A 20,951-nucleotide genomic window follows, 5' to 3' on the forward strand; every position below is an offset into this window, starting at 1 on the left:
CCCCAGGCGCATGCAAACATGGCCGCCGGAGCGATCCGGCGGCCATGTTGTTTTGTGTGTCTGTCGCCTGGTGTTTCTACTAGCGGTGCACGACCACCAGCACCGCCTTGGCCTCGGTCTTGCCCGTATTGCGGATCACATGATTCTGGTCGGCCGGGTAGCGCGCCGTCGCGCCGTGGCGCACCTTTTTCTTCTCCGGTCCCACTTCCAGCTCCACGGTCCCCGTGATCACCGTCAGGTGTTCGCCCGTCCCCGGATCGTGCGCCTGCGACGCCAGTTCGCCACCGGGCGCCAAGGTCAGCTCATACCATTCATACTTGCCGGCCAAATCCATCGGGCCGAGGATGCGCAGCGAATAGCCGGCGTGCGCGCCCGGTAGCGTGGGGATTTCGTGTGCGTCCACCAGCCGGATGAGTTCCGTCGGGCGCACTTCGGACGACAGCAGTTCGCCAATCTGCACGCCCAGTGCATTGGCCAGGCGCCAGGTGATGGCGATGGTGGGGTTGGCTTTTTCGCGTTCGATCTGCGACAGCATCGATTTCGAGACGCCGGCAATGCGTGACAGGTCTTCGAGCGTCAGGCCACGGGCCAGGCGCAGGCGTTGCAGTGTGGCGCCGACTTCGGGTGGCGCGTTGTTGGTTGAAATTGTATTCATTGCCGCATAAGGTGTTGAGGACCGGCTTGCCAAGTCGATTGGGCGCGGGTAATATCCACTATATTGAATCTTTGTTCGATATACAGGATAAGTCTTCTACATCGAACAAACCCACGGTACAGCATCCGCCAACTGCCGGTCAAGCCGGACCATCCACGGAACAGGAAAAACACCATGAGCGACCAGACTTTCTACAGCGGCCTGCAGCAAAAACTCGACACCTTGCGTAGCGACGGCCTGTTCAAGCCGGAACGTGTGCTGGCTTCGCGCCAGGGCGCCGAAGTGGTCGCGCAGGATGGCCGCACCCTGATCAATATGTGCGCGAACAACTACCTGGGCCTGGCGGGCGATCCGGAAACCCAGCAAGCCGCAGCCGCGGCGCTTGAAAAGTACGGCTACGGCCTGTCGTCGGTGCGCTTCATCTGCGGCACCCAGACCGTGCACAAGGAACTGGAAGCGGCGCTGTCGAAGTTTTTGGGCACCGAAGACACGATCCTGTACGCCGCCGCGTTCGACGCCAATGGCGGCGTGTTCGAGCCGCTGTTCGACGAGAACGACGCGATCATCTCGGACGCGCTGAACCACGCGTCGATCATCGACGGCGTGCGCCTGTGCAAGGCGGCGCGCTACCGCTACGCCAACAACGACATGGCGGACCTCGAAAAGCAGCTGATCGCCGCCACCGAAGCCGGCAAGCGCCACAAGATCATCGTCACCGACGGCGTGTTCTCGATGGACGGCACGATCGCCCAGCTGGACAAGATCGTCGCACTGGCCGAGCAGTACGGCGCGCTGACCATGATCGACGAGTGCCACGCATCGGGCTTCATGGGCGCGACCGGTCGCGGTACGCACGAACACTGCGGCGTGATCGGCAAGATCGACATCATCACCGGTACGCTGGGCAAGGCCCTGGGCGGCGCGATGGGCGGTTTCACGTCGGGCAAGAAAGAAGTGATCGAGACGCTGCGCCAGAAATCGCGCCCGTACCTGTTCTCGAACACGCTCGCGCCGATGATTGCCGGCGCCTCGCTCGCAGTGCTGGAGCGCATCTCGAAGTCGACCGAACTGCGTGACCGCCTGATGGAGAACACCGCGTACTTCCGCGCCGAGATCGAGCGCATCGGCTTTACCATCAAGCCGGGCACGCACCCGGTGGTGCCGGTGATGCTGTTCGACGCACCGGTCGCGCAGAAATTCGCGGCGCGCATGTTCGAGCTGGGCGTGCTGCTGTCGGGCTTCTTCTATCCGGTGGTGCCGATGGGCCAGGCGCGCGTGCGCGTGCAACTGTCGGCGGCGCACACCCGCGAGCAGCTGGACATCGTGCTCAAGGCATTCGAACAAGCCGGCCGCGAGCTGGGCATCATCAAGCAACAATAAATAATAAATACATAGGCAAGGAAACACAGCATGGAACGCATCCTCATCATCGGCGCCAATGGCCAGATCGGCAGTGAACTGGTTAGCGCGCTGGCCGAGCGCCACGGCGCGCAGAACGTCATCGCGTCGGACATCGGCGAGAACAACCTGTACGGCGCGGCGCGCTACACCCGCCTGAACGTGCTGGACAACGACGCGCTGGCAAGCCTGATCGCCGACGAAGACATCACCCAGGTCTACCAGCTGGCCGCCATGCTGTCGGCCACCGGTGAAAAAGCGCCACTCAAGGCCTGGAGCCTGAACATGGATGGCCTGCTCAACATCCTCGAGATCGCGCGCGAGCGCGGCGACGCCGGCAAGCCACTGAAAGTCTTCTGGCCCTCGTCGATCGCCGCCTTCGGCCCGAACACGCCGGGCGAACACACGCCGCAGTTCACAATCATGGACCCGACCACGATCTACGGCATCAGCAAGCTGGCCGGCGAGCGCCTGTGCGAGTACTATCACAGCAAGTATGGCGTGGACGTGCGCAGCATCCGCTATCCCGGCATCATCAGCTACAAGTCGCCACCGGGCGGCGGCACCACCGACTACGCGATCGCGATTTTCCACGCGGCGCTGCGCGGCGAGACCTACGAATGCTTCCTCGGCCCCGAAACCACGCTGCCGATGATCTACATGCCCGACGCGATCCGCGCCACCATCGAACTGATGGAAGCACCCGCCGAACAGGTCGCGATCCGTTCGTCGTACAACGTGGCCGGCGTTTCGTTCAACCCGCGTGAACTGGCCGCCGCAATCCAGAAGGCGCGCCCCGGTTTCGCCATCGCTTACGCGCCGGACAGCCGCCAGCAGATCGCCGATTCGTGGCCGAAAAGCCTGGACGACAGCCGCGCGACGGCGGACTGGGGCTGGCAATCCCGCATCGGCATCGACGAAATGGTCGATTCGATGCTGGCCAATATCGACGTCGGCATCAAGGCAGCAGCGTAAGACCTCGCCTTAAAATAAAAAAGCAGGAGACACAAGATGGACATGAGCGTGTTTGATTTGTTCAAGATCGGCATCGGCCCGTCGAGTTCCCACACGGTGGGCCCGATGGTCGCGGCGCGCCGCTTTCTGCTCGAGAGCGGCATGCTGGACGAGGCGGTTGGCGTCGAGGCGCATCTGTACGGCTCGCTGGCGCTGACCGGCGTCGGCCATGCCACCGACAAGGCCGTGATCCTGGGCCTGATGGGCGAGACGCCGCAGGAGCTCGATCCGGCCTCGGTCGATGACAAGCTCGATCTCGCCGCGCTCGATGGACAGATCGCACTGCTGGGCATCAGGACCGTGCCGTTCGACGCCCGTGTCCACCTGGTCTGGCACAAAGCGTCGACGCTGCCCGAACACCCGAACGGCATGCGCTTCGTGCTGCAGCTGCGCGATGGCAGCATCATCGAACGCATTTATTATTCGGTCGGCGGCGGCTTCATCACCGCAGCCGGCGAAGCGCAGGCGCGCGCCGCGGAACCCGTCGGCACGCCGGTGCCGTACCCGTTCGATACGATGGTCCAGCTGCTCGAGCATGGCCGTACGTACGGCCTGACGATCCCGCACATGCTGCGCGCGAACGAGCGTGTGCGCATGAGCGACGCCGACCTCGATGCCGGCCTGGACCGCCTGTGGCGCGTGATGCGCGACTGTATCTGCCAGGGCCTCAAGACGGAAGGGCGCCTGCCGGGCGGCCTGAATGTGCGCCGCCGCGCGGCCGCCCTGTGGAAGCAGGCGCAGGAAACCCAGCCGCAGAACGCCTTGCCGCACGACGCCGTGCAGCAGGTCAGCCTGTACGCGATGGCAGTCAACGAAGAAAACGCCGCCGGTGGCCGTGTCGTTACGGCGCCGACCAACGGCGCAGCCGGCATCATCCCGGCCGTGCTGCGTTACTACGCCGAAGACTGCCGCCCGATCGATCCGCAGCGCGGCGTGCGCGACTTTCTGCTCACGTCGGCTGCGATCGGCATGCTGTGCAAGAAGAACGCGTCGATCTCGGGCGCCGAAGTGGGTTGCCAGGGCGAGGTTGGCGTGGCGTGCGCGATGGCGGCAGCGGGCCTCGTTGCGGCGCTGGGCGGCACCAACGAGCAGATCGAGAACGCGGCCGAAATTGGCATCGAACACCATCTGGGCATGACCTGCGATCCGATCGGCGGCCTGGTGCAGATCCCGTGCATCGAGCGCAACGGCATGGGCGCGATCAAGGCGATCACGGCGGCGTCGCTGGCGCTCAAGGGCGATGGCGTGCACTTCGTGAGCCTGGACAGCGTGATCGAGACGATGCGCCAGACGGGCGCGGACATGCAGGTCAAGTACAAGGAAACGTCGCTGGGCGGCCTGGCGATCCACGTCGTGACGGTCAATCACGCCGCCTGCTGATTTACATCGGTTCGGCAAGGCGCAGTCAGCATTACGTATTGATGACTCTGATTGCGATGTGTAGCAATTGTTCTGGTGAACGTACTCTCTCGCCATCCAGAGCCCAGCGCCAACCCAGATAGTTGGCGAGATAGCGCGACGCCACACCGCGAAAGCCCCGCAACCAATCCTTGAAGCGCTGATGATAGGCATTCACGTTTTGCACGTGAATTGCCAGGCTGCCCAGGCGCCTGGCCCGTACCCCCGCACGGAGATTGACGGTCTCGTGCGTGATCCCGTGCTTGCGTGCAAAAGCCCTGTAGGCGACATGGCTGTCGCTGACCAGAAAGGACTGGGGATCGAGTCTGGGAAGCAAGTCGCGTTCGAGCTGCGCGGCCGTCAATGCGCCGCGGCCCGTGACGGCATCGACCGTGCGTCCGTTGCGGTCACGTGCCACCAGAATGCAGTCGAGTTCTCCGGAAATGCCGGGCCTGGCGACGCGGCCACCCCGCCGCCGCGCGGGCCGGTCGAGCGCGCGCGAACCTTTCTGCGATTCGAGCAGAAAGGTTTCATCGGCTTCGACGATGCCATTCAGGGTCTTCGGCCGGTCGAGCTTGATCCAATGCAGGAAGCGGTGGCGCCAGCGGAAAGCCGTGTTGCGGTGCACGCCAACCAGGTCTGCCGCCTTGCGTACAGGTAGTGAATCGAGCAGAACTTGTGAATAGGCGAGCCACTTGGCCTTGTGCCTGAGCCTCGCCAGGGGCGTGCCGGTGAGGTCATTGAAGGTGCATCCGCAGTCGCAGCACCGGAAGCGTTGCAGGTCGTTGGCGAACCCGTGCCGGTTACAGCGCACGCTGCCACAGCGGGGGCAACATCGGTCCGGCGACCTGGCGTGCGCGATGAGTGCGACGACCTGGTCGAGCCCGGCGGCAGGATGCAAGGCATCCAGCACCTGCCGGCGCTGCGGGACGTTCAGCAATGGCAAGTTGGCGAACCAACGCGTGAAACGGGGTGCTTTCATGCTCGACTCCTGGCGCTGACGACAGGGGTTGGACCACGAAAATGCTCATCAGTTCATAGCTCGGCAATATTTAACGTTGACTGCGCCTCGGCAATCGTTGGGCGGCCAGGGCATCGGCCGCCCAATTTTATTGGGTGACATGACTTTTTTGCAGCACAGCATACAATTTCTCTGGCTCCCACTATAATTGACGATCCACCCGAGCCAACTGGATCTACAACCGTATGCACTATGTGTCCACCCGCGCGACGAGCGCGTCCGCAGCACGCAATCCCGAGAACTTCTGTGACATCCTGCTCGGCGGCCTCGCCCCGGACGGCGGCCTGTACCTGCCGGCCGAGTACCCGCAGGTCACGAGCGCCGAGCTCGACGCGTGGCGCACGCTGTCGTACGCCGATCTGGCGTTCGAGATCCTGCGCAAGTTCGCCACCGATATCCCGGATGCCGACCTCAAGGCCATCACCACGCGCACTTACACGCCTGCCGTGTACTGCAACGCCCGTGCCGGCGAGTCCGCTGCCGAGATCACCCCGCTGCGCGTGCTGGAAGACGGCCGCAATGGCAAGCTGATCCTGCAGGCGCTGTCGAATGGCCCGACGCTGGCGTTCAAGGACATGGCGATGCAGTTGCTCGGCAACCTGTTCGAATATGCGCTGGCCAAAAACAGCGATGCACTGAATATCTTCGGCGCCACCTCGGGCGACACCGGCAGCGCGGCCGAATACGCGATGCGCGGCAAGAAGGGCGTGCGCGTGTTCATGCTGTCGCCGCACGGGCGCATGAGCGCATTCCAGACCGCGCAGATGTTCAGCCTGCAAGACCCGAACATCTTCAATATCGCCGTGAAAGGCAACTTTGACGATTGCCAGGACCTGGTCAAGGCCGTCTCGAACGACCTCACGTTCAAGGCGCGCCAGAAGATCGGTACCGTCAATTCGATCAACTGGGCGCGTGTTGTGGCGCAGGTCGTGTACTACTTCCGCGGCTACCTTGCCGCCACCACGAGCAATGACCAGAAGGTCTCGTTCACCGTCCCGTCAGGTAACTTCGGCAATATCTGCGCCGGCCACATCGCCCGCATGATGGGCCTGCCGATCGACAAGCTGGTGGCCGCCACCAACGAGAACGACGTGCTCGACGAATTCTTCCGCACCGGCGTGTACCGCGTGCGCAAGGCGGCCGAGACGTTCCACACGAGCAGCCCGTCGATGGACATTTCGAAGGCGTCGAACTTCGAGCGCTTCGTGTATGACCTGGTCGGGCGCGACGCCGAGCGTACGCACGCACTGTTCCGCAAGGTCGACACGCATGGCGGCTTCGACCTGTCCGGCAAGCCGGGCAGCGATGGCGACGAATTCAAGCAGGTGGCGCGCTTCGGCTTCGCCTCGGGCCGCTCGACGCACAACGACCGCCTCGACACAATCCGCGATGTGGCCGATGACTACGACATCACCATCGACACCCACACGGCCGACGGTATCAAGGTCGCGCGCGAGCACATGGCGCCGCGCGTGCCGATGATCGTGCTGGAAACCGCACTGGCCGCCAAGTTCAACGAGACGATCCTCGAAGCGCTGGGCACCGATGCCGAGCGTCCGGCCGGTTTCGACGACATCGAAGCGCTGCCGCAGCGCTACGTCGTGATGCCTGCGGACGTCGCGCAAATGAAGGCGTACATCGCCGATCACACGGGGCTGTAGCATGAACGCACCAGGACAACGACCGCCGATGCTGACGGTGCGCGAGGCGCTGGACGTGCTGCTTGCCGCCGCGCGCCCCGTGACGGCCATCGAAACGATCCCCACGCTGGACGCCAACGGCCGCGTGCTGGCAGAAGACCAGCTGGCCACCATCGACGTGCCATCGGCCGACAACACGCAGATGGATGGCTACGCCGTGCGCGCCGCCGATTGCGCGAGCGGCGACGCGACGCTGCGCGTGGCCCAGCGCATCCCGGCCGGCCACGTCGGCCAGCCACTCGAACCCGGCACGGCAGCACGCATCTTCACCGGCGCGCTGATTCCGCCGGGCGCCGACGCCGTCGTCATGCAGGAGCAGTGCGAGGCCGCAGGCGACAGCGTCACCGTGCGCCACGCGCCGGCCGACGGCGAGTGGATCCGCCGCAAAGGCGAAGACATCGGCAACGGCAGCGTGATCCTGAGCGCTGGCACCCGCTTGCGCAGCCAGGAGCTTGGCTTGGTTGCCTCGGTCGGCCTGGCGGCGCTGCCCGTGCACCGGCGCCTGCGCGTGGCCGTGTTCTTCACGGGCGATGAACTGGCGATGCCGGGCGAAGTGGCGGCGCAGGATCTGGCACCGGGTGGGATCTACAACTCGAACCGCTTCACGCTGCGCGCGCTGCTGGAAAACGTCGGCTGCGAGATCACCGACTTCGGCATCGTGCCCGATACGCTGGCCGCGACGCGCGCCACACTGCGCGACGCCGCGCAGGCGCATGACCTGATCATCACGTCGGGCGGTGTGTCGGTGGGCGAAGAAGACCATATCAAGCCGGCCGTCGAGGCGGAAGGGCGGCTGTCGATGTGGCAGATCGCCGTCAAGCCGGGTAAACCGCTGGCGTTCGGTGAAGTACGCCGCGAGGTAGGGGGCGATGAGGGTGACGCGTTCTTCATCGGCTTGCCGGGCAATCCCGTATCGAGCTTCGTCACCTTCCTGCTGTTCGTGCGGCCGTTCCTGCTGCGCCTGCAGGGCGTGCATGGTCCGGTCGAGCCGCGCGGCTATCTGGTGCGCGCCGATTTCGACCTGCCCAAGGGCGACCGCCGCAACGAATTCCTGCGGGCGCGCTTCAATGCAGGTGGTGGCCTTGAACTGTTTGCGAATCAGGGTTCCGGCGTGCTGACGTCGACCGTCTGGGGCGATGGCCTCATCGACAACCCGCCGGGCAATGCGATTGCCGCGGGCGACCTGGTGCGCTTCATTCCGTTCGCCGAACTACAGCATTAGGATTGTCATGAAGATCAACGTGAAGTATTTTGCCGCGCTGCGTGAAACAGTCGGTACGGGGCAGGAACAGCTGGACCTGCCGCCTGACGTGGCGACCGTGGGCGCGGTGCGCGAATTGCTGCGCGCGCGCGGTGGCGTCTGGGCCGAGGCGCTGGCGCCTGAGCGCGCGGTGCGCATGGCCCATCAGCAGGTGATGTGCGACGGCGCCACGCCCGTGGCGGCCGGCGCCGAAGTGGCGTTCTTCCCGCCCGTGACGGGCGGGTAAGCTTTCACAAGGTCAGATCGCGGCGATCGACTGCTCGGCGAGCGCCATCAGTTTGGCGCAATTGCTGTTGCGGGCCGCGAAGTCCTTCCAGGCCGTGTTGCGCGCGACTTCCTGCCAGCCGCGCAGCGCGTCAGGATTGAGGTCGACCACGCGCGCGCCGACGCCGCGATACACGGTCGCGACTTCAGCATCGTCCATGCGCGCCGAATTCATCGCGAACTTTTCCAGATCGGCGCCCACCGTCATGAGTGCCTGCTGCTGCGCCTTGGTCAGGCGCTCGAACACGGTGCGCGACATCAGTAGCGGCTCGAACATGAACCAGTACGAACCGCCGCGCGCTGTCGTCAGCGAACGGGCCGTCTCCTGCAGACGGAACGAGATCAGCGACGTGGATGACGTGAGCGCCGCATCGAGGGCGCCGCTGCGCATGGCGTTGTAGATCTCGTTGGACGGCATGTTGACGACCGTGGCGCCCGCGTTCTGCAGCAGCATGTCCATTTCGCGCGAGCCGCCGCGCACTTTCAGCCCGCGCGCATCGTCGGGGGTGATGATCGGGTCGCCGCGCGACGCCACGCCGCCCGCCTGCCAGATCCAGCTGACGATGACCAGACCCTGTTCGCCAAGGATGCGCGACAGTTCACGCCCGACGGGTGCATTGCGCCAGCCATAGCCCTGTTCGTACGACGTGACGAGTGCCGGCATCAGGCCAATATTGGCTTCCGGCGCCTCGGCACCCGCGTACGACAGCGGCACCAGCGCCATGTCGAGTTTCCCGCTGCGCAGCGCGCCAAATTGTGCGCCCGGCTGCATCATGGTCGAGTCCGGATAGATCGAGAACTTCACGCCGCCGCGCGTGCGCTTTTCGACCTCGGACGCGAACATGCGGCACAGGCGGTCGCGAAAGTCGCCCCGCGCGATGCTGCCGCCGGGGAACTGGTGCGAGATTTTGAGATTGTTGGGTTGGGCCCACGCCGAGCCCATCCAGAGTGGGCTGGTGGCGAGCGCCCCGAGTACTGTCCTGCGCGTAGCGAACGATTCGATTTCTACCGACATATACATCCTCCAAGATGTTGTAACGGACTGCCGGGCGAATCGTGGCGTGCCTCGTCGGTGCGGGCGTCATCGTTCGCAGCTGGCTAGGACAAGAATATGCCTGCTGCGCGGCATGTCAAGCGGAATATTGCAGATCTGACAAATGGAACATTCTGGAGAAATCGCCTGGCCGGTGGTATCAGCGCGCCTGCTCATCCTTGCAGACCGCGCAGGCGATGCCGCGGCTGGCCTGGCGCCAGCGTGAGGCGACAAAGATCGCTGCCGCCGCAGCCGACCAGGCCAGCGTGCCGGGCCAGGTGGCAGCCAGGGTGTCGCCGCGCATCAGGTCGACGGCGGCAAGCAGCAGAAACATCGTGCCGGCGGCCAGAAGGAACTGGCCGATCCAATAGGTGACAGGGCGCATGGATAACTCCTTTCAACGACGGTCGAAAAAGCGGCGCAGGATGCCGGCCAGGGCCAGCGGCTGGTCGATCATCAGGAAGTGCCGGGACGGCGCGATGGGCACCACCTCGACCGAGGGGATGCCCTCGACCAGGCTGCGGTAGTGCGCGACCTTGTCGTCTGCCGTCATCGTGTCCTGCGCCCCATCGTACTGGTAAAACGGCGCCACCACCAGCACCGGCGCGGTGATCTTTTCCAGGCCCGGGCGCAGGTCGAGCGCCAGCGCGTCGGCCACGTAGGCGCCGACGGCGGCGCGGTCGCTGCGCAGCAGCAGTGGCGTGATGTCGTCGGCCTTGCCGATGTCGAGCACGCCCTGGCCGCGCATGTACTGGCGCTGCTGGGCGGCCCAGGCGTTGGGGTCGGCCACGGCCATCGTGTCGCGCACCCGCTGCGCCGCTTGTGGGCGCTGCGCGGGCGGCATGTTCTCGGTACCGGGGAACACCGGCAGGCCGTCGAGCGCCACGACGCCCCCGATGCCGTTGCCTACATCCTGCGCGACGGCGTAGGCGAGCGTGCCGCCCAGGCTGTGACCGACGAGGATCGGCTTGTTCAGCTTGCGCTGCGCGATGAATCCTTCCAGTGCGGCGCGGGCGCCTTCAAAGGGTTCGCCAGTTGGGCCCGGGCGGCCGTCGAAGCCGGGCAGCGTCACGACATACAGCGTGAACTCGTCCTTGAACTGGCGGATCACTTCCTGCCATACCCATGGGCCGCTGGCCAGGCCAGGAATCAGGATTACCGGGCGGCCCTTGCTGCCATGGCGCTCGACCAGCAGCGCGCCGGATTCAAAGGTTTCGGCTGGCTTGATGCTGGCGGCAAAGCGGTTCGCGCTCTGGGGTGCCGTGGCCGCAGACTGTGCTTGGGCGGCGGCAAAGGGGGCGGCGCCGAGCGCCAGAGTCAACAACAGTGCAGCTTTCATGCGGTCTCCTGATCAGGTGTGAAGATGGCTTCGACCGGCAGGCCGAACAGCCGGGAAATGGCAAAGGCAAGGGGCAGGCTGGGATCGTAACGGCCCGTCTCGATCGCGTTGACGCTCTGGCGCGAGACGTCCAGCCGCTCGGCCAGATCGGCCTGGCTCCAGCCCTGCGTGGCGCGCAGTTCGCGGATACGGTTTTTCATCGCGTCTGCAGTTTCTCGTGCACCGAGCGTATCAGGCAAACGAGCATGGTCGCGCCGCACAGCACCATCCACACGGCGAACATCGACATGCGCGGATAGCCGGCGGTCTCCAGAAAACCGTAGCTGAAGGTGAGCCCGGCAGTCAGCCCGGCCGCCAGCGCGAACGATTCGAGCAAAAAGCTGCGCAGGTATTCGTCGACCCGGCCCAGGTGACGCGCGATCGCCCACAGCGCCAGGCAAAAGCCGATCATCGGCGAGAGCAGCACCAGGATGCGCAGCAGGCCGTCGTCCATTGGCCTGCCGAAGCGGATGGAGGCCATCAGCAACACCGCATAGACCAGGAACGCGCCGGCCATCTCGCGCAGGTACGCCGTGTGAACCCGCTTCTCGTGCTTGCTCGCAGCCATCTGGTGCCTCTCGTGGTTAGTAAAGGATGCTTTACATCGTAGGCCCGTTATTTTGGGATGTCAAGCATCCTTTACAGCGTTTTTCGGGGCGGGAAGTCGACTACAATGCGGGTCCCGCTTTTTCTCGTTCGTCACCATGACCCAGCCCGCCAATTCTGCCGTTTCGCCCCGTGTCGTCGTGATCGGCGGCGGTCCTGCAGGCCTGATGGCGGCCGAGACGTTGGCCGCAGCGGGCGTGCAGGTCGACGTCTGCGATGCGATGGCCAGCGTCGGCCGCAAGTTCCTGCTGGCCGGGAAGGGCGGCATGAACATCACGCACTCGGAACCGTATGCCGATTTCGTGCAGCGCTACCGCGACCGCGCCGTGCACGTGAACGGCTGGCTCGAAGGGTTCGATGCCGACGCCGTGCGCGCCTGGATCCACGACCTTGGCATCGAGACCTTTGTCGGCACGTCGGGCCGTGTATTCCCGCTCGAAATGAAGGCCGCGCCGCTGCTGCGCGCGTGGCTGCACCGCCTGAAGGACAGCGGCGTGCGCTTTCACATGCGCCAGCGCTGGCTCGGCTGGCAGGATGGCCGCCTGCGCTTTGCCATGCCGGACGGCGAACGGCTGGTCGACGCCGACGCGACGATTCTGGCGCTGGGCGGCGCGAGCTGGGCGCGCCTGGGCTCGGACGGCGCCTGGGTCCCGCTGCTGCGCGAGCGCGGTGTCGAAGTCGCGCCGCTGGTGCCGGCCAACTGCGGTTTTGACACCGGCTGGAGCGCGCATTTCAGCAGCCGCTTTGCCGGCGCGCCGCTGTTGACGGTTGCGGCCGGCGTGCGCGGTGCCGACGGCGCCATCGCCTGGCGCAAGGGCCAGCTGGTCGTCACGGAAGGCGGCGTCGAAGGCAGTCTGGTGTATGCGTTGTCGGCGCCGCTACGTGACGCGATTGCGCGCGATGGCAATGCCACGCTGTGGCTCGACCTGGCGCCGGATCACAGTGCTGAACGGGTGTTTGACGAGGTCACGCGCGGGCGGGGTTCGCGCTCGATGTCGAGCCACTTGCAAAGCCGGCTCGGCATCAAGGGCGTCAAGGCAGGCCTGCTGCATGAGTGCCTGTCAAAGGCCGATTACGCCGATCCGGCGCGGCTGGCCACGGCGATCAAGGCGCTGCCGGTGACGCTGCTGCGCGCGCGCCCGATCGACGAGGCGATCAGCAGCGCGGGCGGCGTGCAATTCGATGCGATGGACGGCCAGAGCGCGATGCTGCGCGCGCTGCCCGGCGTGTTCGTCGCCGGCGAAATGGTGGACTGGGAAGCGCCCACCGGCGGCTACCTGCTGACGGCCTGCTTTGCCAGCGGACGTGCAGCGGGGCGGGACGCGCTGGCCTGGCTGGATGCTGCACAGCGGTGACATTCCGTGAATTATTCGGGGCGCATGCTTGGTAAGATGAGCGCTTCATCAGCGTTCCGCGCCACGTCCATTTCATGACTTCCTTTCGCGTACTGACGCTCGCAGTTGTTCTCGCCGTTGCGCATGTCGCCGGCGCCCCGAGCGCCCGTGCAGACATCGGCTGCGGCCAGCCATGTCGTGGCCTGGTGCTCGAAGCGCAGGCGCTGGAGGGGCGCGCCCGCTACCAAGAAGCGCTGGCAAAGTACAAGGCGGCCGAACAGGCCGATCCGACCGCCTCGATCCCGCTGTCGCTGGCGGCGGGCCTCGTGCTGAAACTCTCGACGGTGGCGCCGCAGGACAAGGCGCCGCAGCTGCGCGACATGGCACGCGCGCTGGCCGAGCGGGCGACGCTGCTGGCGGCCGACGATCCGGTCGCGCAGGAAGTCCTGCGCATGCTGGACGATCCGGCGCCGCCGCCGCTGCATCAGCCCAATGCCAGGGCGGCGAAACTGATGGCCGAAGGCGAGGCGGCATTTGCGCGCCAGGACATCAAGGCCGCGCTGGCAAAGTACGAGGCGACGATGCTGGCCGATCCGCAGTATTCCAGCGCCTGGGTCGCCGCCGGCAACTGTCATTATGTGCAACGGGACTGGAAGGGCGCCGAGGCGCTGTTTCGTCAGGCGACCCTGATCGAGCCGCACAATGCGCAGGCCTGGCGCTACTTGTCCGATGCGCTGTTCTACCAGGACAAACGGGGCGCGGCCGAGGCGATGCTGTACAAGGCCATCGAGGCCGACCCGTCGCAGCGGCCCAACTGGAGCAAGCTGGCCAGGTACCGGGCCGGCGCCGGCTTGCCACTGAAGGCGCTGGGCCTGCGCCGTGGCGTACGCGTGGCGGAAAACGCGGACGGCAAATACGTGATCAGTCTCGATTCGCAAACGGATGGGGAGAAGACGCCCGATCATGCGTTCCGGCTGGCGCTGGGCATGAACGAGGTTGCGCTGCGCACCGACGACAAGGATAAGCGCAAGTCGGCGTTCGGGATCGAGCTCGAAACGTGGCGTCGGGCCTTGAAGAGCGCCGATGAGGCCGAGGCAAATAGTGGCGCAGGCATCACTGATCCGGGCCTGTTGCAGATGCGGGCGCTGGCGCGCGAAGGGCAGCTCGAACCGGCGATCCTGCTGCTGATGTTCAGACAGGCGTACCGGCCGGCGCTGGGGGCGTGGATGGCCGCGAATCCGGGCGGGGTCAAGTATTTCATCGACCGCTATGGCGTGATGCCTTGAGCATCCTGCAGCCGGGCGCTGGCATCCCGGGCCGGCGGGTATAGTCGATACCATGCCCGCCGGCCCGTTATCCGAACACGCCGGACGGCCGCTACTTTGTCGTCAAGGGGCGCCTCTGGCGCAGCAGCAATCCGCATCTGGCGCCGGACGAGCGCCAGCAATTGGTGAATCAGTTGATGGACGCACGGCGGCAGGTCGGGGCGGCGCTCAAGGCGAACGATGATGCAGCCGAGCGCGCGGCCCGCGCCGCTGTCGATGAGGCCAAGAGGGCGCTGGGAGAGCGTGGGCCGGTCTGGTGGAGTGATGGCGCGCCGGATTACAACCGGCGCATGGCGGTCAATACGCCGTATGCGGCGTGGTATGCGGGGCTGGACGGCGTGGAGTCCGAGACTTTGCACGCTTCCGAGTGACGTTCAGTCGGTGACCTTGCCGCGCAGCGCCTTGGTCTGACTGCTGCGCGTCTTGCCGTCGAGCCGCCGCAGTTGCGAGCCGCGTGTTGGCCGGGTGGGACGGCGGATGACCGGCACGATCGCGGCCTTGTCGACCAGTTCCTGCAGGCGCCGCAGCGCGTCTTCCTTGTTCTGTTCCAGGCTGCGCGACTGTTGCGCCTTCAAAACCAGCACGCCTTCATGCGAGATGCGCGTGTCGCGCAGCGCCAGCAACCGCTCCTTGACCGGCTGTGGCAGCGACGACGCCGGGATGTCAAAGCGCGCATGCACGGCGCACGAGACCTTGTTGACGTTCTGCCCGCCCGGACCCTGGGCCCGGATTGCGCTGAATTCGACTTCGGCTGGATTGACATGTGGGGTGAGGGCGGCCATCTCGGTCCTGGTTGCATGATGTGCCGTGCAGGTTCGCAGCAGCAGGCGCATTGTAAGCGTTGACGCGCCGGCCTGCTGCCTGCAGTGTCTTCGACGCGCAAAATGGGCGCGCGGCCAGCAACGATTGTCAAAAGCGACGACAATACCGGCCTACTTTCATTTGCACGGTCCCTGTCATGTCCAATTCTTCCACTCTGTCGATGGCGCCCCGCGTCGATCTCAATGTGCGCCCGCTTGGCGTGGCGTTGTTCCTGCTCGTGCTTGGCGCGTGGTATCTCGCGCAGGCGGTGAGCGGCCGCCAGTCGGCGCTGTACATCGTCGGCGCGCTGCTCGGCGTGGCGCTGTACCACGCGGCGTTCGGCTTCACGTCGGCCTGGCGCGTGTTCATCGCCGATGGCCGCGGCGCCGGCCTGCGCGCGCAGATGGTCATGCTGGCCGTCGGCGTGGCGCTGTTCTTCCCGGCGCTGGCTGCCGGCACGCTGTTCGGCAACCCAGTGACCGGCCTGGTGCAGCCGGCCGGCACCTCGGTGATCTTCGGCGCGTTCATTTTCGGCATCGGCATGCAGCTGGGCGGCGGTTGTGCGTCCGGCACCCTGTACACGGTCGGTGGCGGCAGCACGCGCATGATCGTCACGCTGCTGTTCTTCATCATCGGTTCGCTGATCGGCACCGCGCACATGCCGTTCTGGACCTCGATGCCGCAACTGGCGCCGCTGTCGGCCGTCAAGGAACTGGGCCTGGCGCCGGCGCTGGCGCTGAACTGGGGCATCTTCGCGCTGATCGCGTTCATTACGATCGTCGTCGAAAAGCGCCGCCACGGCAAACTGGTGCCGGCGCACGTGCAGCCGCCGCATCGCTCGCCATGGCTGCATGGCCCGTGGCCGCTGCTGGCCGGCGCGCTCGCGCTCGTTGTGCTCAACTTCGCAACGCTGGCGCTGTCCGGCCGTCCGTGGGGCGTGACGTCGGCCTTCGCCCTGTGGGGCGCGAAAGCGGCCGCGGTGATGGGCATCGACACGGCCAGCTGGACCTACTGGTCCACGAAAGCCAACGCCGCCGCACTGGCCTCGCCGATCTCGCAGGACGTGACGTCGGTGATGGACATCGGTATCGTGCTGGGCGCGATGCTGGCAGCGGCGCTGGCCGGCCGCTACGCCCCAGTCTGGCGCCTGCCGCTGCGCTCGCTGATCGCCGCCATCGTCGGCGGCCTGCTGCTGGGCTACGGCGCCCGCCTGGCCTACGGCTGCAATATCGGCGCGTACTTCAGCGGCATCCTGTCGGGCAGCCTGCACGGCTGGCTGTGGCTGGTCGTCGCCTTCATCGGCAACGTCGTCGGCACCCGCCTGCGCCCCTTCTTCGGCCTCGAAGTCGAGCGCCTGAAACCCACCGCCTGCTAAGCAAAACGCAGGGTCAGTGTCGATTTATTGAGCAATTGATAAACTGAAGTTGTCAAACAATTCGACTCTGACCCTATTTATCCAAAAGGCAAATGCCCAACAATTGGGGTCAGAGTCGAATTATTGAGCAACTGATTTACTGAAGTTGTCAAACAATTCGACACTGACCCTATTTGTTTGGGGGGTTATTCTTGGTAGGTGACGCTGCCGCTGCCCGTGCGGCTGGTGCTGCGTTCGGCGGGGTTGCCGTAGACTTCGACGTCACCGCTGCCGCTCAGGGTGATGCGGATGGTGTCGCGGGCCTGGACGACGCTGTCGCCGGAGCCGGTCTGGCTCAGCGTGACTTCGCTGGCGCGCAGGTGTTCGGCGTCGAGGCGGCCGGAGCCTGTCGTGTCGGCTTCCAGAGCACGGGCAGTGCCGGAGACCGTGATGCTGCCCGAGCCCATCAGGCGGGTTTCGACGCGGTCCATGGCGGCGCCGCCATTGACGTCGAGGTCGCCGCTGCCGGTCAAGCCGACCGTGGCGTCGCGGTAGCGGCCATTGAAGCGCACGCTGCCCGAGCCATTGAGCTGGACTGCGATGGCGTCGCCCGAAAAGCCGTTGATCGTGCTGTCGCCGCTGCCTTCGATCGTCACCGATGTCAGTACCGGCAGCACCAGCTCGACCACCAGCGGTTCGCGGTGGCGCAGCACCATGCCGCGGATGCCGATGCGCAGGACCTTGCCGTCGCCCGTCACCTCCACATTGCCCAGCATCCGCTGCTCGCCGCTGACCCGGAGCATCGGCGTGGCGCCATAGCGCAGGTTCAGGTCGATGGGGCCGTCGAGTTCGACGATCTCCACGCCGGCCGGTACCGGGCGCGTGTCCTGGGCGACGGCGCGGCCTTCGGCGGCGCTGACCGTGCCGCTGGCCTTGAGCATGCTGTAGCTGAGCGCGACGAGCACCGCTGCCAGCAGCAGCAGGCTGAAACCCACTTTCATCAATGAGCGCATGGCGGTTATCCCTTCAACAACGACATGTTCATGTTCACGTAGCGGCGGATGCCGGCGATCGTGTACTTGCTGAACACCAGCGACAACAGGAACAGCGCAATGCCGCCGAGGATCAGCCCGCACCCGAGCACCACCTGCGTCGTGCGCGAATCGGGATCGAGGTCGGTTGTGATCTGGATGCGGCGTTCGGCCACCGCTTCGGCGCCGCGCAGCACGCGCGAGCGCTTGTCACGATTGTCGCTGACGACGTCGGCGGCCTGTCCATCGTCGCCCGCCTCGGGCCGCAAATCCGGCCTCAGCACTGGCTCTTCATACACCTGGATGCCATGCTCGCCGATCGACACCCGGGTCTGCGTTTCGCTTGCCCCGTCGTCGTTCGTCATTTCGAGGCGGCTCAACGGGGCGCTCAGCACCAGCTCGTTCGAGCCGGCCAGGCCACTGGCGGTGACGGCAATGCCTGACACATAGACACCAAACGCCGACACGTACAGCGCCATCAGCAGCGACGCGAACACCGCCGCCGGAATCAGCATGAACAGGTTGAACACCAGCAGGCCGAAGCCCGACACCATGGTGCGCGCCACGGAGCCCGCTAACGGCGCCGGCTTGTGCGCCAGCTGCGCGAAATGGGCATTGGTGCGCAGCGTCAGGGCGACGTCGCGCGGGTCGCCCAGCTCGCGGGCCACATCCGGTTCAAGCCGCCCGAGCGCTGCGCCGTCGACGAAGCGCTGTTCGTACCAGGCGAGCGTCTTGGCCTGCACATCGGGCGGGAGTCCCATCAACGCGCGCTTGAGCGCATCGAGGTAGTCGAGCTTGGAGAAAAAGTAAGCCATACGATGTGTGCCGGCCTAGTGGTGACCGAGGACCGGGATCGCACCGATCGCGCTGGCCGTGCCGGGGGCCCCGCCGCCGATCAGTTCGGGCATGACGAGTACGAGCGTGCTGGCCGCCACGAGAAGCAGCAGGGCGACCGTTCGCAGTCCGAGTCGGGGTGTCATGGTGGTGTCCATCAGGGGTGTTTCGATGGTGCTACTCTATGGCGCCGGCCGCCGCTGCACCATCGCCGTGCGACAGGCTGCGCTTTTCGCGGGGCAGGGCGCCGTAGGCGAGGATGGCCGTCGCCGCCCCCTGGCCGCTGCGCACCGCCGTCTCCAGTGTCGCCGGGTAGTCGCTGGCCGTGTAGTCGCCCGCCAGCACCACGCCCGGGAGTGGCGTGACGTTGCCTGGCCGGACCAGGCCGGGCGCGCAGGTGAACGTGGCGCGCTTCTCCGTGATCAGCTGGGTCCAGACCGGCGCGGCCAGTTCGGGCCGGCCGAAGTCGCGCGCCAGCTGCGCCGCAATGGCGCCGGCGAGCGTCTCACGCGGCAGCGCTGCAGCCTCGGCGGCGGCGCTGACGACGACGGCGAACACGCCATCCTGTCCCGGGTCGAGCTGGGCACGGTCGAACACGAACTGGCCCCAGCGGCCTGCCTGCGGATCGTCCAGCAACGCGTAGAACGGCAGGTCCAGGCGCGTGCCCGGTGCATATTGCAGGTAGCAGGTCGCGATCGGCTCGTACGTGAAACCATCCAGTTGCGCACCAAGCGCGGCGCAGTCGGCAAACGGCGCCAGCAGCGTGGCGCTGGTGCTCGCGGGCGTGGCCAGCACGACGGCATCGACGCGCTCCTCGCCCGCGCCCGTTGTCAGGCACCAGCCATCGCTATCCACGTTGCGCGCGATCGCCGCAACCTTGACGCCAACGCGCACTGTGTGACCTTCATGCGCAAGCCAGGCACCGGCAGGCTCCGGAAACAGCGCGCCCATGGCCACGCGCGGCAACAGCATGTCGGATGCCGCGCGCCTGCTGGCGCCCAGGCTGTCGCGCAGGACCGCCAAAAATACATTCGCTGACGCGCGCTCGGGCGGCGTGTTGAGCGCCGCGATGCACAGCGGACGCCACATCAGTGTGGTGAGTCGCTCGGTCTGGTCGAAGCGTTCGAGCAGTTCGGCCACCGTGCAATCGACGTCCAGCGCCCAGCCCATCCAGCGCCCGGCGCTGTTGAAACGGGCCAGTGCGAGCTTGTCGGCGCGGGTCAGGCCCTTGGCGCGCAGCAGCGCGAACGCCAGGTGCAGCGGCGCGGGCAGGCGTGATGCAACGAAATCCATGCCGGCGCCGCCGGGCGGATAGCGCATCTGCACCGGCAGGCGCAGCAGCGCCGCATCGGGATCGACGCCCACCTGACGCAGCATGCGCAGCGATTCGGCGTAAGCGCCCAGCAGGATGTGCTGGCCGTTGTCCAGCGCCAGGCCGCGTACGTCGACCCCGCGGGCGCGCCCGCCGAGGGTGCGCGCCGCTTCGAACAGGATGACGTCCGCGCCCTTGCGCGCGAGTGTGACTGCCGCTGCGCAGCCGGCCCAGCCGGCGCCGACGACTGCAACGCGCAGCCTAGGTGCGGACATACGTCTTCCACGCCAGCCACAGCTTGCGCAGCGGCGTGAGCGAGATGCGCTGGTTCAGCACGTGGTAGCCGTCGCGCTGGATTTCATCGAGCAGCGTGCGGTAGATCGACGCCATCATGAGTCCCGGACGCTGGGCGCGCCGGTCTTCCTTTGGCAGCAGGGCCAGAGCGTCGTCATAGATGGCTTGCGCGCGCTTGGCCTGGAACGCCATCAGCGCTTCGAATTTCTCGCTGTGCTGGAGCTTGAGCAGGTCGTTCGCCGTGACGCCGAACTGCTGGAGTTCGTTGACCGGCAGGTAGATACGGCCCTTGCGCGCGTCGTCGCCCACGTCGCGAATGATGTTCGTCAGCTGGAACGCGAGGCCCAGTTTTTCGGCGTACGCCAGCGTCTGCGGATTGGTGTAGCCGAAAATGCTGGCCGACAGGATGCCCACGACACCCGCCACGTGCCAGCAATAGCGCTGCAGGCCGGGGTAATCGAGATAGCGGCTCTGGTCGAGGTCCATCTCCATGCCGTTGACGATCGCCTGCAGGTGCTGTTCTTCGAGCTTGTAGACCGCGATATGGGGCTGCAGCGCCAGCATCACCGGATGCGTTGGCGTGCCCGCATACATCTTCGAGACCTCGGTGCGCCACCACGCCAGCTTGATGCGCGCGACGGAACCGTCGGTGGCTTCGTCAACCGTATCGTCCACCTCGCGGCAAAAAGCGTACAACGCCGTGATCGCGCGCCGGCGTTCGGGCGGCAGGAACAGGAAGCTGTAGTAGAAACTGGAGCCGCTTTGAACGGTCTTTTGCTGGCAGTATTCGTCTGGAGACATGAAAATCGTCGTGGAGTGCTGGTTGGGCGGCTGCGGCACGGCTGTGCCGTCAGTGCTGCATTTTAGCAGGGTGAACGCCGCAGCCGGCGGTCTGGGGCACTACTTTACATGCGCAGCGCTACATGCGCAGCGCTATA

The 20,951-nt window shown here is 65.9% G+C and carries 23 protein-coding genes; 10 read left to right on the plus strand and 13 right to left on the minus strand.

What is annotated here, in order from left to right:
• Nucleotides 1-79 precede the first annotated feature (79 nt).
• Nucleotides 80-655, minus strand: a complete 576-nt coding sequence (locus AC56LW_RS19690; RefSeq protein WP_482898654.1) for a helix-turn-helix domain-containing protein — start codon at nt 653-655, stop codon at nt 80-82.
• Nucleotides 656-829: 174 nt separating this feature from the next.
• Between AC56LW_RS19690 and kbl the strand changes: the two genes are divergently transcribed.
• The 3 genes from kbl to AC56LW_RS19705 are packed head-to-tail and all read left to right on the plus strand — an operon-like array spanning nt 830 to nt 4,447.
• Nucleotides 830-2,035 (plus strand): glycine C-acetyltransferase, encoded by a 1,206-nt coding sequence (gene kbl, locus AC56LW_RS19695; RefSeq protein ID WP_499636971.1) that lies wholly within the window; start codon nt 830-832, stop codon nt 2,033-2,035.
• A 30-nt stretch (nt 2,036-2,065) separates the two neighbouring features.
• Nucleotides 2,066-3,028: an NAD-dependent epimerase/dehydratase family protein gene (locus AC56LW_RS19700; RefSeq protein WP_499636973.1), complete on the plus strand. Its 963-nt coding sequence runs from the start codon at nt 2,066-2,068 to the stop codon at nt 3,026-3,028.
• Nucleotides 3,029-3,064: 36 nt separating this feature from the next.
• Nucleotides 3,065-4,447 carry an L-serine ammonia-lyase gene (locus AC56LW_RS19705; RefSeq protein WP_499636975.1) on the plus strand — a complete coding sequence of 461 codons (1,383 nt, stop codon included), beginning with the start codon at nt 3,065-3,067 and terminating at the stop codon, nt 4,445-4,447.
• Nucleotides 4,448-4,478: 31 nt separating this feature from the next.
• Here AC56LW_RS19705 and AC56LW_RS19710 read toward each other — a convergent pair whose 3' ends face one another.
• Nucleotides 4,479-5,447 (minus strand): IS1595 family transposase, encoded by a 969-nt coding sequence (locus AC56LW_RS19710; protein WP_499636977.1) that lies wholly within the window; start codon nt 5,445-5,447, stop codon nt 4,479-4,481.
• A 224-nt stretch (nt 5,448-5,671) separates the two neighbouring features.
• Here AC56LW_RS19710 and thrC point away from each other — a divergent pair, with 224 nt between their 5' ends.
• From thrC to moaD, 3 genes are read left to right on the plus strand one after another with little or no spacing between them, the layout of a single operon-like run.
• A complete protein-coding gene (gene thrC / locus AC56LW_RS19715; RefSeq protein WP_499636979.1) occupies nt 5,672-7,147 on the plus strand; it encodes a threonine synthase in 1,476 nt (491 codons plus the stop codon).
• 1 nt (nt 7,148) lies between these two features.
• On the plus strand, nt 7,149-8,408 hold the full coding sequence (locus AC56LW_RS19720) for a molybdopterin molybdotransferase MoeA (RefSeq protein WP_499636981.1): 1,260 nt from the start codon (nt 7,149-7,151) through the stop codon (nt 8,406-8,408).
• Nucleotides 8,409-8,415: 7 nt separating this feature from the next.
• Nucleotides 8,416-8,673, plus strand: a complete 258-nt coding sequence (moaD, locus tag AC56LW_RS19725; protein WP_332532675.1) for a molybdopterin converting factor subunit 1 — start codon at nt 8,416-8,418, stop codon at nt 8,671-8,673.
• Nucleotides 8,674-8,685: 12 nt separating this feature from the next.
• On the opposite strand, the gene dctP is transcribed toward moaD, so the two are convergent.
• The 5 genes from dctP to AC56LW_RS19750 form a co-directional block, all read right to left on the minus strand.
• Nucleotides 8,686-9,726 (minus strand): TRAP transporter substrate-binding protein DctP, encoded by a 1,041-nt coding sequence (gene dctP / locus AC56LW_RS19730; RefSeq protein ID WP_499636983.1) that lies wholly within the window; start codon nt 9,724-9,726, stop codon nt 8,686-8,688.
• A gap of 178 nt (nt 9,727-9,904) precedes the next feature.
• Complete coding sequence (locus AC56LW_RS19735; protein ID WP_332532673.1) at nt 9,905-10,129, minus strand: hypothetical protein; 225 nt, start codon at nt 10,127-10,129, stop codon at nt 9,905-9,907.
• A gap of 12 nt (nt 10,130-10,141) precedes the next feature.
• Nucleotides 10,142-11,083, minus strand: a complete 942-nt coding sequence (locus AC56LW_RS19740) for an alpha/beta fold hydrolase (protein WP_499636985.1) — start codon at nt 11,081-11,083, stop codon at nt 10,142-10,144.
• A complete protein-coding gene (locus tag AC56LW_RS19745; protein ID WP_183552114.1) occupies nt 11,080-11,283 on the minus strand; it encodes a helix-turn-helix transcriptional regulator in 204 nt (67 codons plus the stop codon). Before AC56LW_RS19745 ends, AC56LW_RS19740 begins: the two co-directional genes overlap by 4 nt.
• Nucleotides 11,280-11,690 (minus strand): hypothetical protein, encoded by a 411-nt coding sequence (locus AC56LW_RS19750; RefSeq protein ID WP_499636987.1) that lies wholly within the window; start codon nt 11,688-11,690, stop codon nt 11,280-11,282. Before AC56LW_RS19750 ends, AC56LW_RS19745 begins: the two co-directional genes overlap by 4 nt.
• A 136-nt stretch (nt 11,691-11,826) precedes the next feature.
• Here AC56LW_RS19750 and AC56LW_RS19755 point away from each other — a divergent pair, with 136 nt between their 5' ends.
• The 3 genes from AC56LW_RS19755 (at nt 11,827) to AC56LW_RS19765 (ending at nt 14,758) form a co-directional block, all read left to right on the plus strand.
• Nucleotides 11,827-13,083: a TIGR03862 family flavoprotein gene (locus tag AC56LW_RS19755; protein WP_499636989.1), complete on the plus strand. Its 1,257-nt coding sequence runs from the start codon at nt 11,827-11,829 to the stop codon at nt 13,081-13,083.
• 74 nt (nt 13,084-13,157) lie between these two features.
• Entirely contained in the window at nt 13,158-14,348 is a 1,191-nt protein-coding gene (locus tag AC56LW_RS19760; RefSeq protein ID WP_499636991.1) for a tetratricopeptide repeat protein, read from the plus strand.
• Nucleotides 14,349-14,524: 176 nt separating this feature from the next.
• Nucleotides 14,525-14,758 carry a hypothetical protein gene (locus AC56LW_RS19765; protein WP_499636993.1) on the plus strand — a complete coding sequence of 78 codons (234 nt, stop codon included), beginning with the start codon at nt 14,525-14,527 and terminating at the stop codon, nt 14,756-14,758.
• A gap of 3 nt (nt 14,759-14,761) precedes the next feature.
• Here the strand turns inward: AC56LW_RS19765 and arfB are convergent, their stop codons facing one another.
• Entirely contained in the window at nt 14,762-15,169 is a 408-nt protein-coding gene (gene arfB / locus AC56LW_RS19770; RefSeq protein ID WP_332532667.1) for an alternative ribosome rescue aminoacyl-tRNA hydrolase ArfB, read from the minus strand.
• 176 nt (nt 15,170-15,345) lie between these two features.
• Here arfB and AC56LW_RS19775 point away from each other — a divergent pair, with 176 nt between their 5' ends.
• Nucleotides 15,346-16,563 carry a YeeE/YedE family protein gene (locus AC56LW_RS19775; protein WP_499636995.1) on the plus strand — a complete coding sequence of 406 codons (1,218 nt, stop codon included), beginning with the start codon at nt 15,346-15,348 and terminating at the stop codon, nt 16,561-16,563.
• A gap of 185 nt (nt 16,564-16,748) precedes the next feature.
• Here the strand turns inward: AC56LW_RS19775 and AC56LW_RS19780 are convergent, their stop codons facing one another.
• The 5 genes from AC56LW_RS19780 to hpnD are packed head-to-tail and all read right to left on the minus strand — an operon-like array spanning nt 16,749 to nt 20,814.
• Complete coding sequence (locus AC56LW_RS19780; RefSeq protein WP_499636997.1) at nt 16,749-17,555, minus strand: GIN domain-containing protein; 807 nt, start codon at nt 17,553-17,555, stop codon at nt 16,749-16,751.
• Nucleotides 17,556-17,560: 5 nt separating this feature from the next.
• Nucleotides 17,561-18,388: a DUF1700 domain-containing protein gene (locus tag AC56LW_RS19785; protein ID WP_499636999.1), complete on the minus strand. Its 828-nt coding sequence runs from the start codon at nt 18,386-18,388 to the stop codon at nt 17,561-17,563.
• A gap of 15 nt (nt 18,389-18,403) precedes the next feature.
• Nucleotides 18,404-18,553 (minus strand): hypothetical protein, encoded by a 150-nt coding sequence (locus tag AC56LW_RS19790; RefSeq protein WP_332532663.1) that lies wholly within the window; start codon nt 18,551-18,553, stop codon nt 18,404-18,406.
• A gap of 31 nt (nt 18,554-18,584) precedes the next feature.
• Nucleotides 18,585-19,994, minus strand: a complete 1,410-nt coding sequence (gene hpnE / locus AC56LW_RS19795) for a hydroxysqualene dehydroxylase HpnE (protein WP_499637001.1) — start codon at nt 19,992-19,994, stop codon at nt 18,585-18,587.
• A complete protein-coding gene (gene hpnD / locus AC56LW_RS19800) occupies nt 19,981-20,814 on the minus strand; it encodes a presqualene diphosphate synthase HpnD (protein ID WP_499637003.1) in 834 nt (277 codons plus the stop codon). The genes hpnE and hpnD overlap by 14 nt, the downstream gene beginning before the upstream one ends.
• Nucleotides 20,815-20,951: the final 137 nt, after the last annotated feature.

This window comes from Telluria sp. LT2P80 (assembly GCF_059685955.1).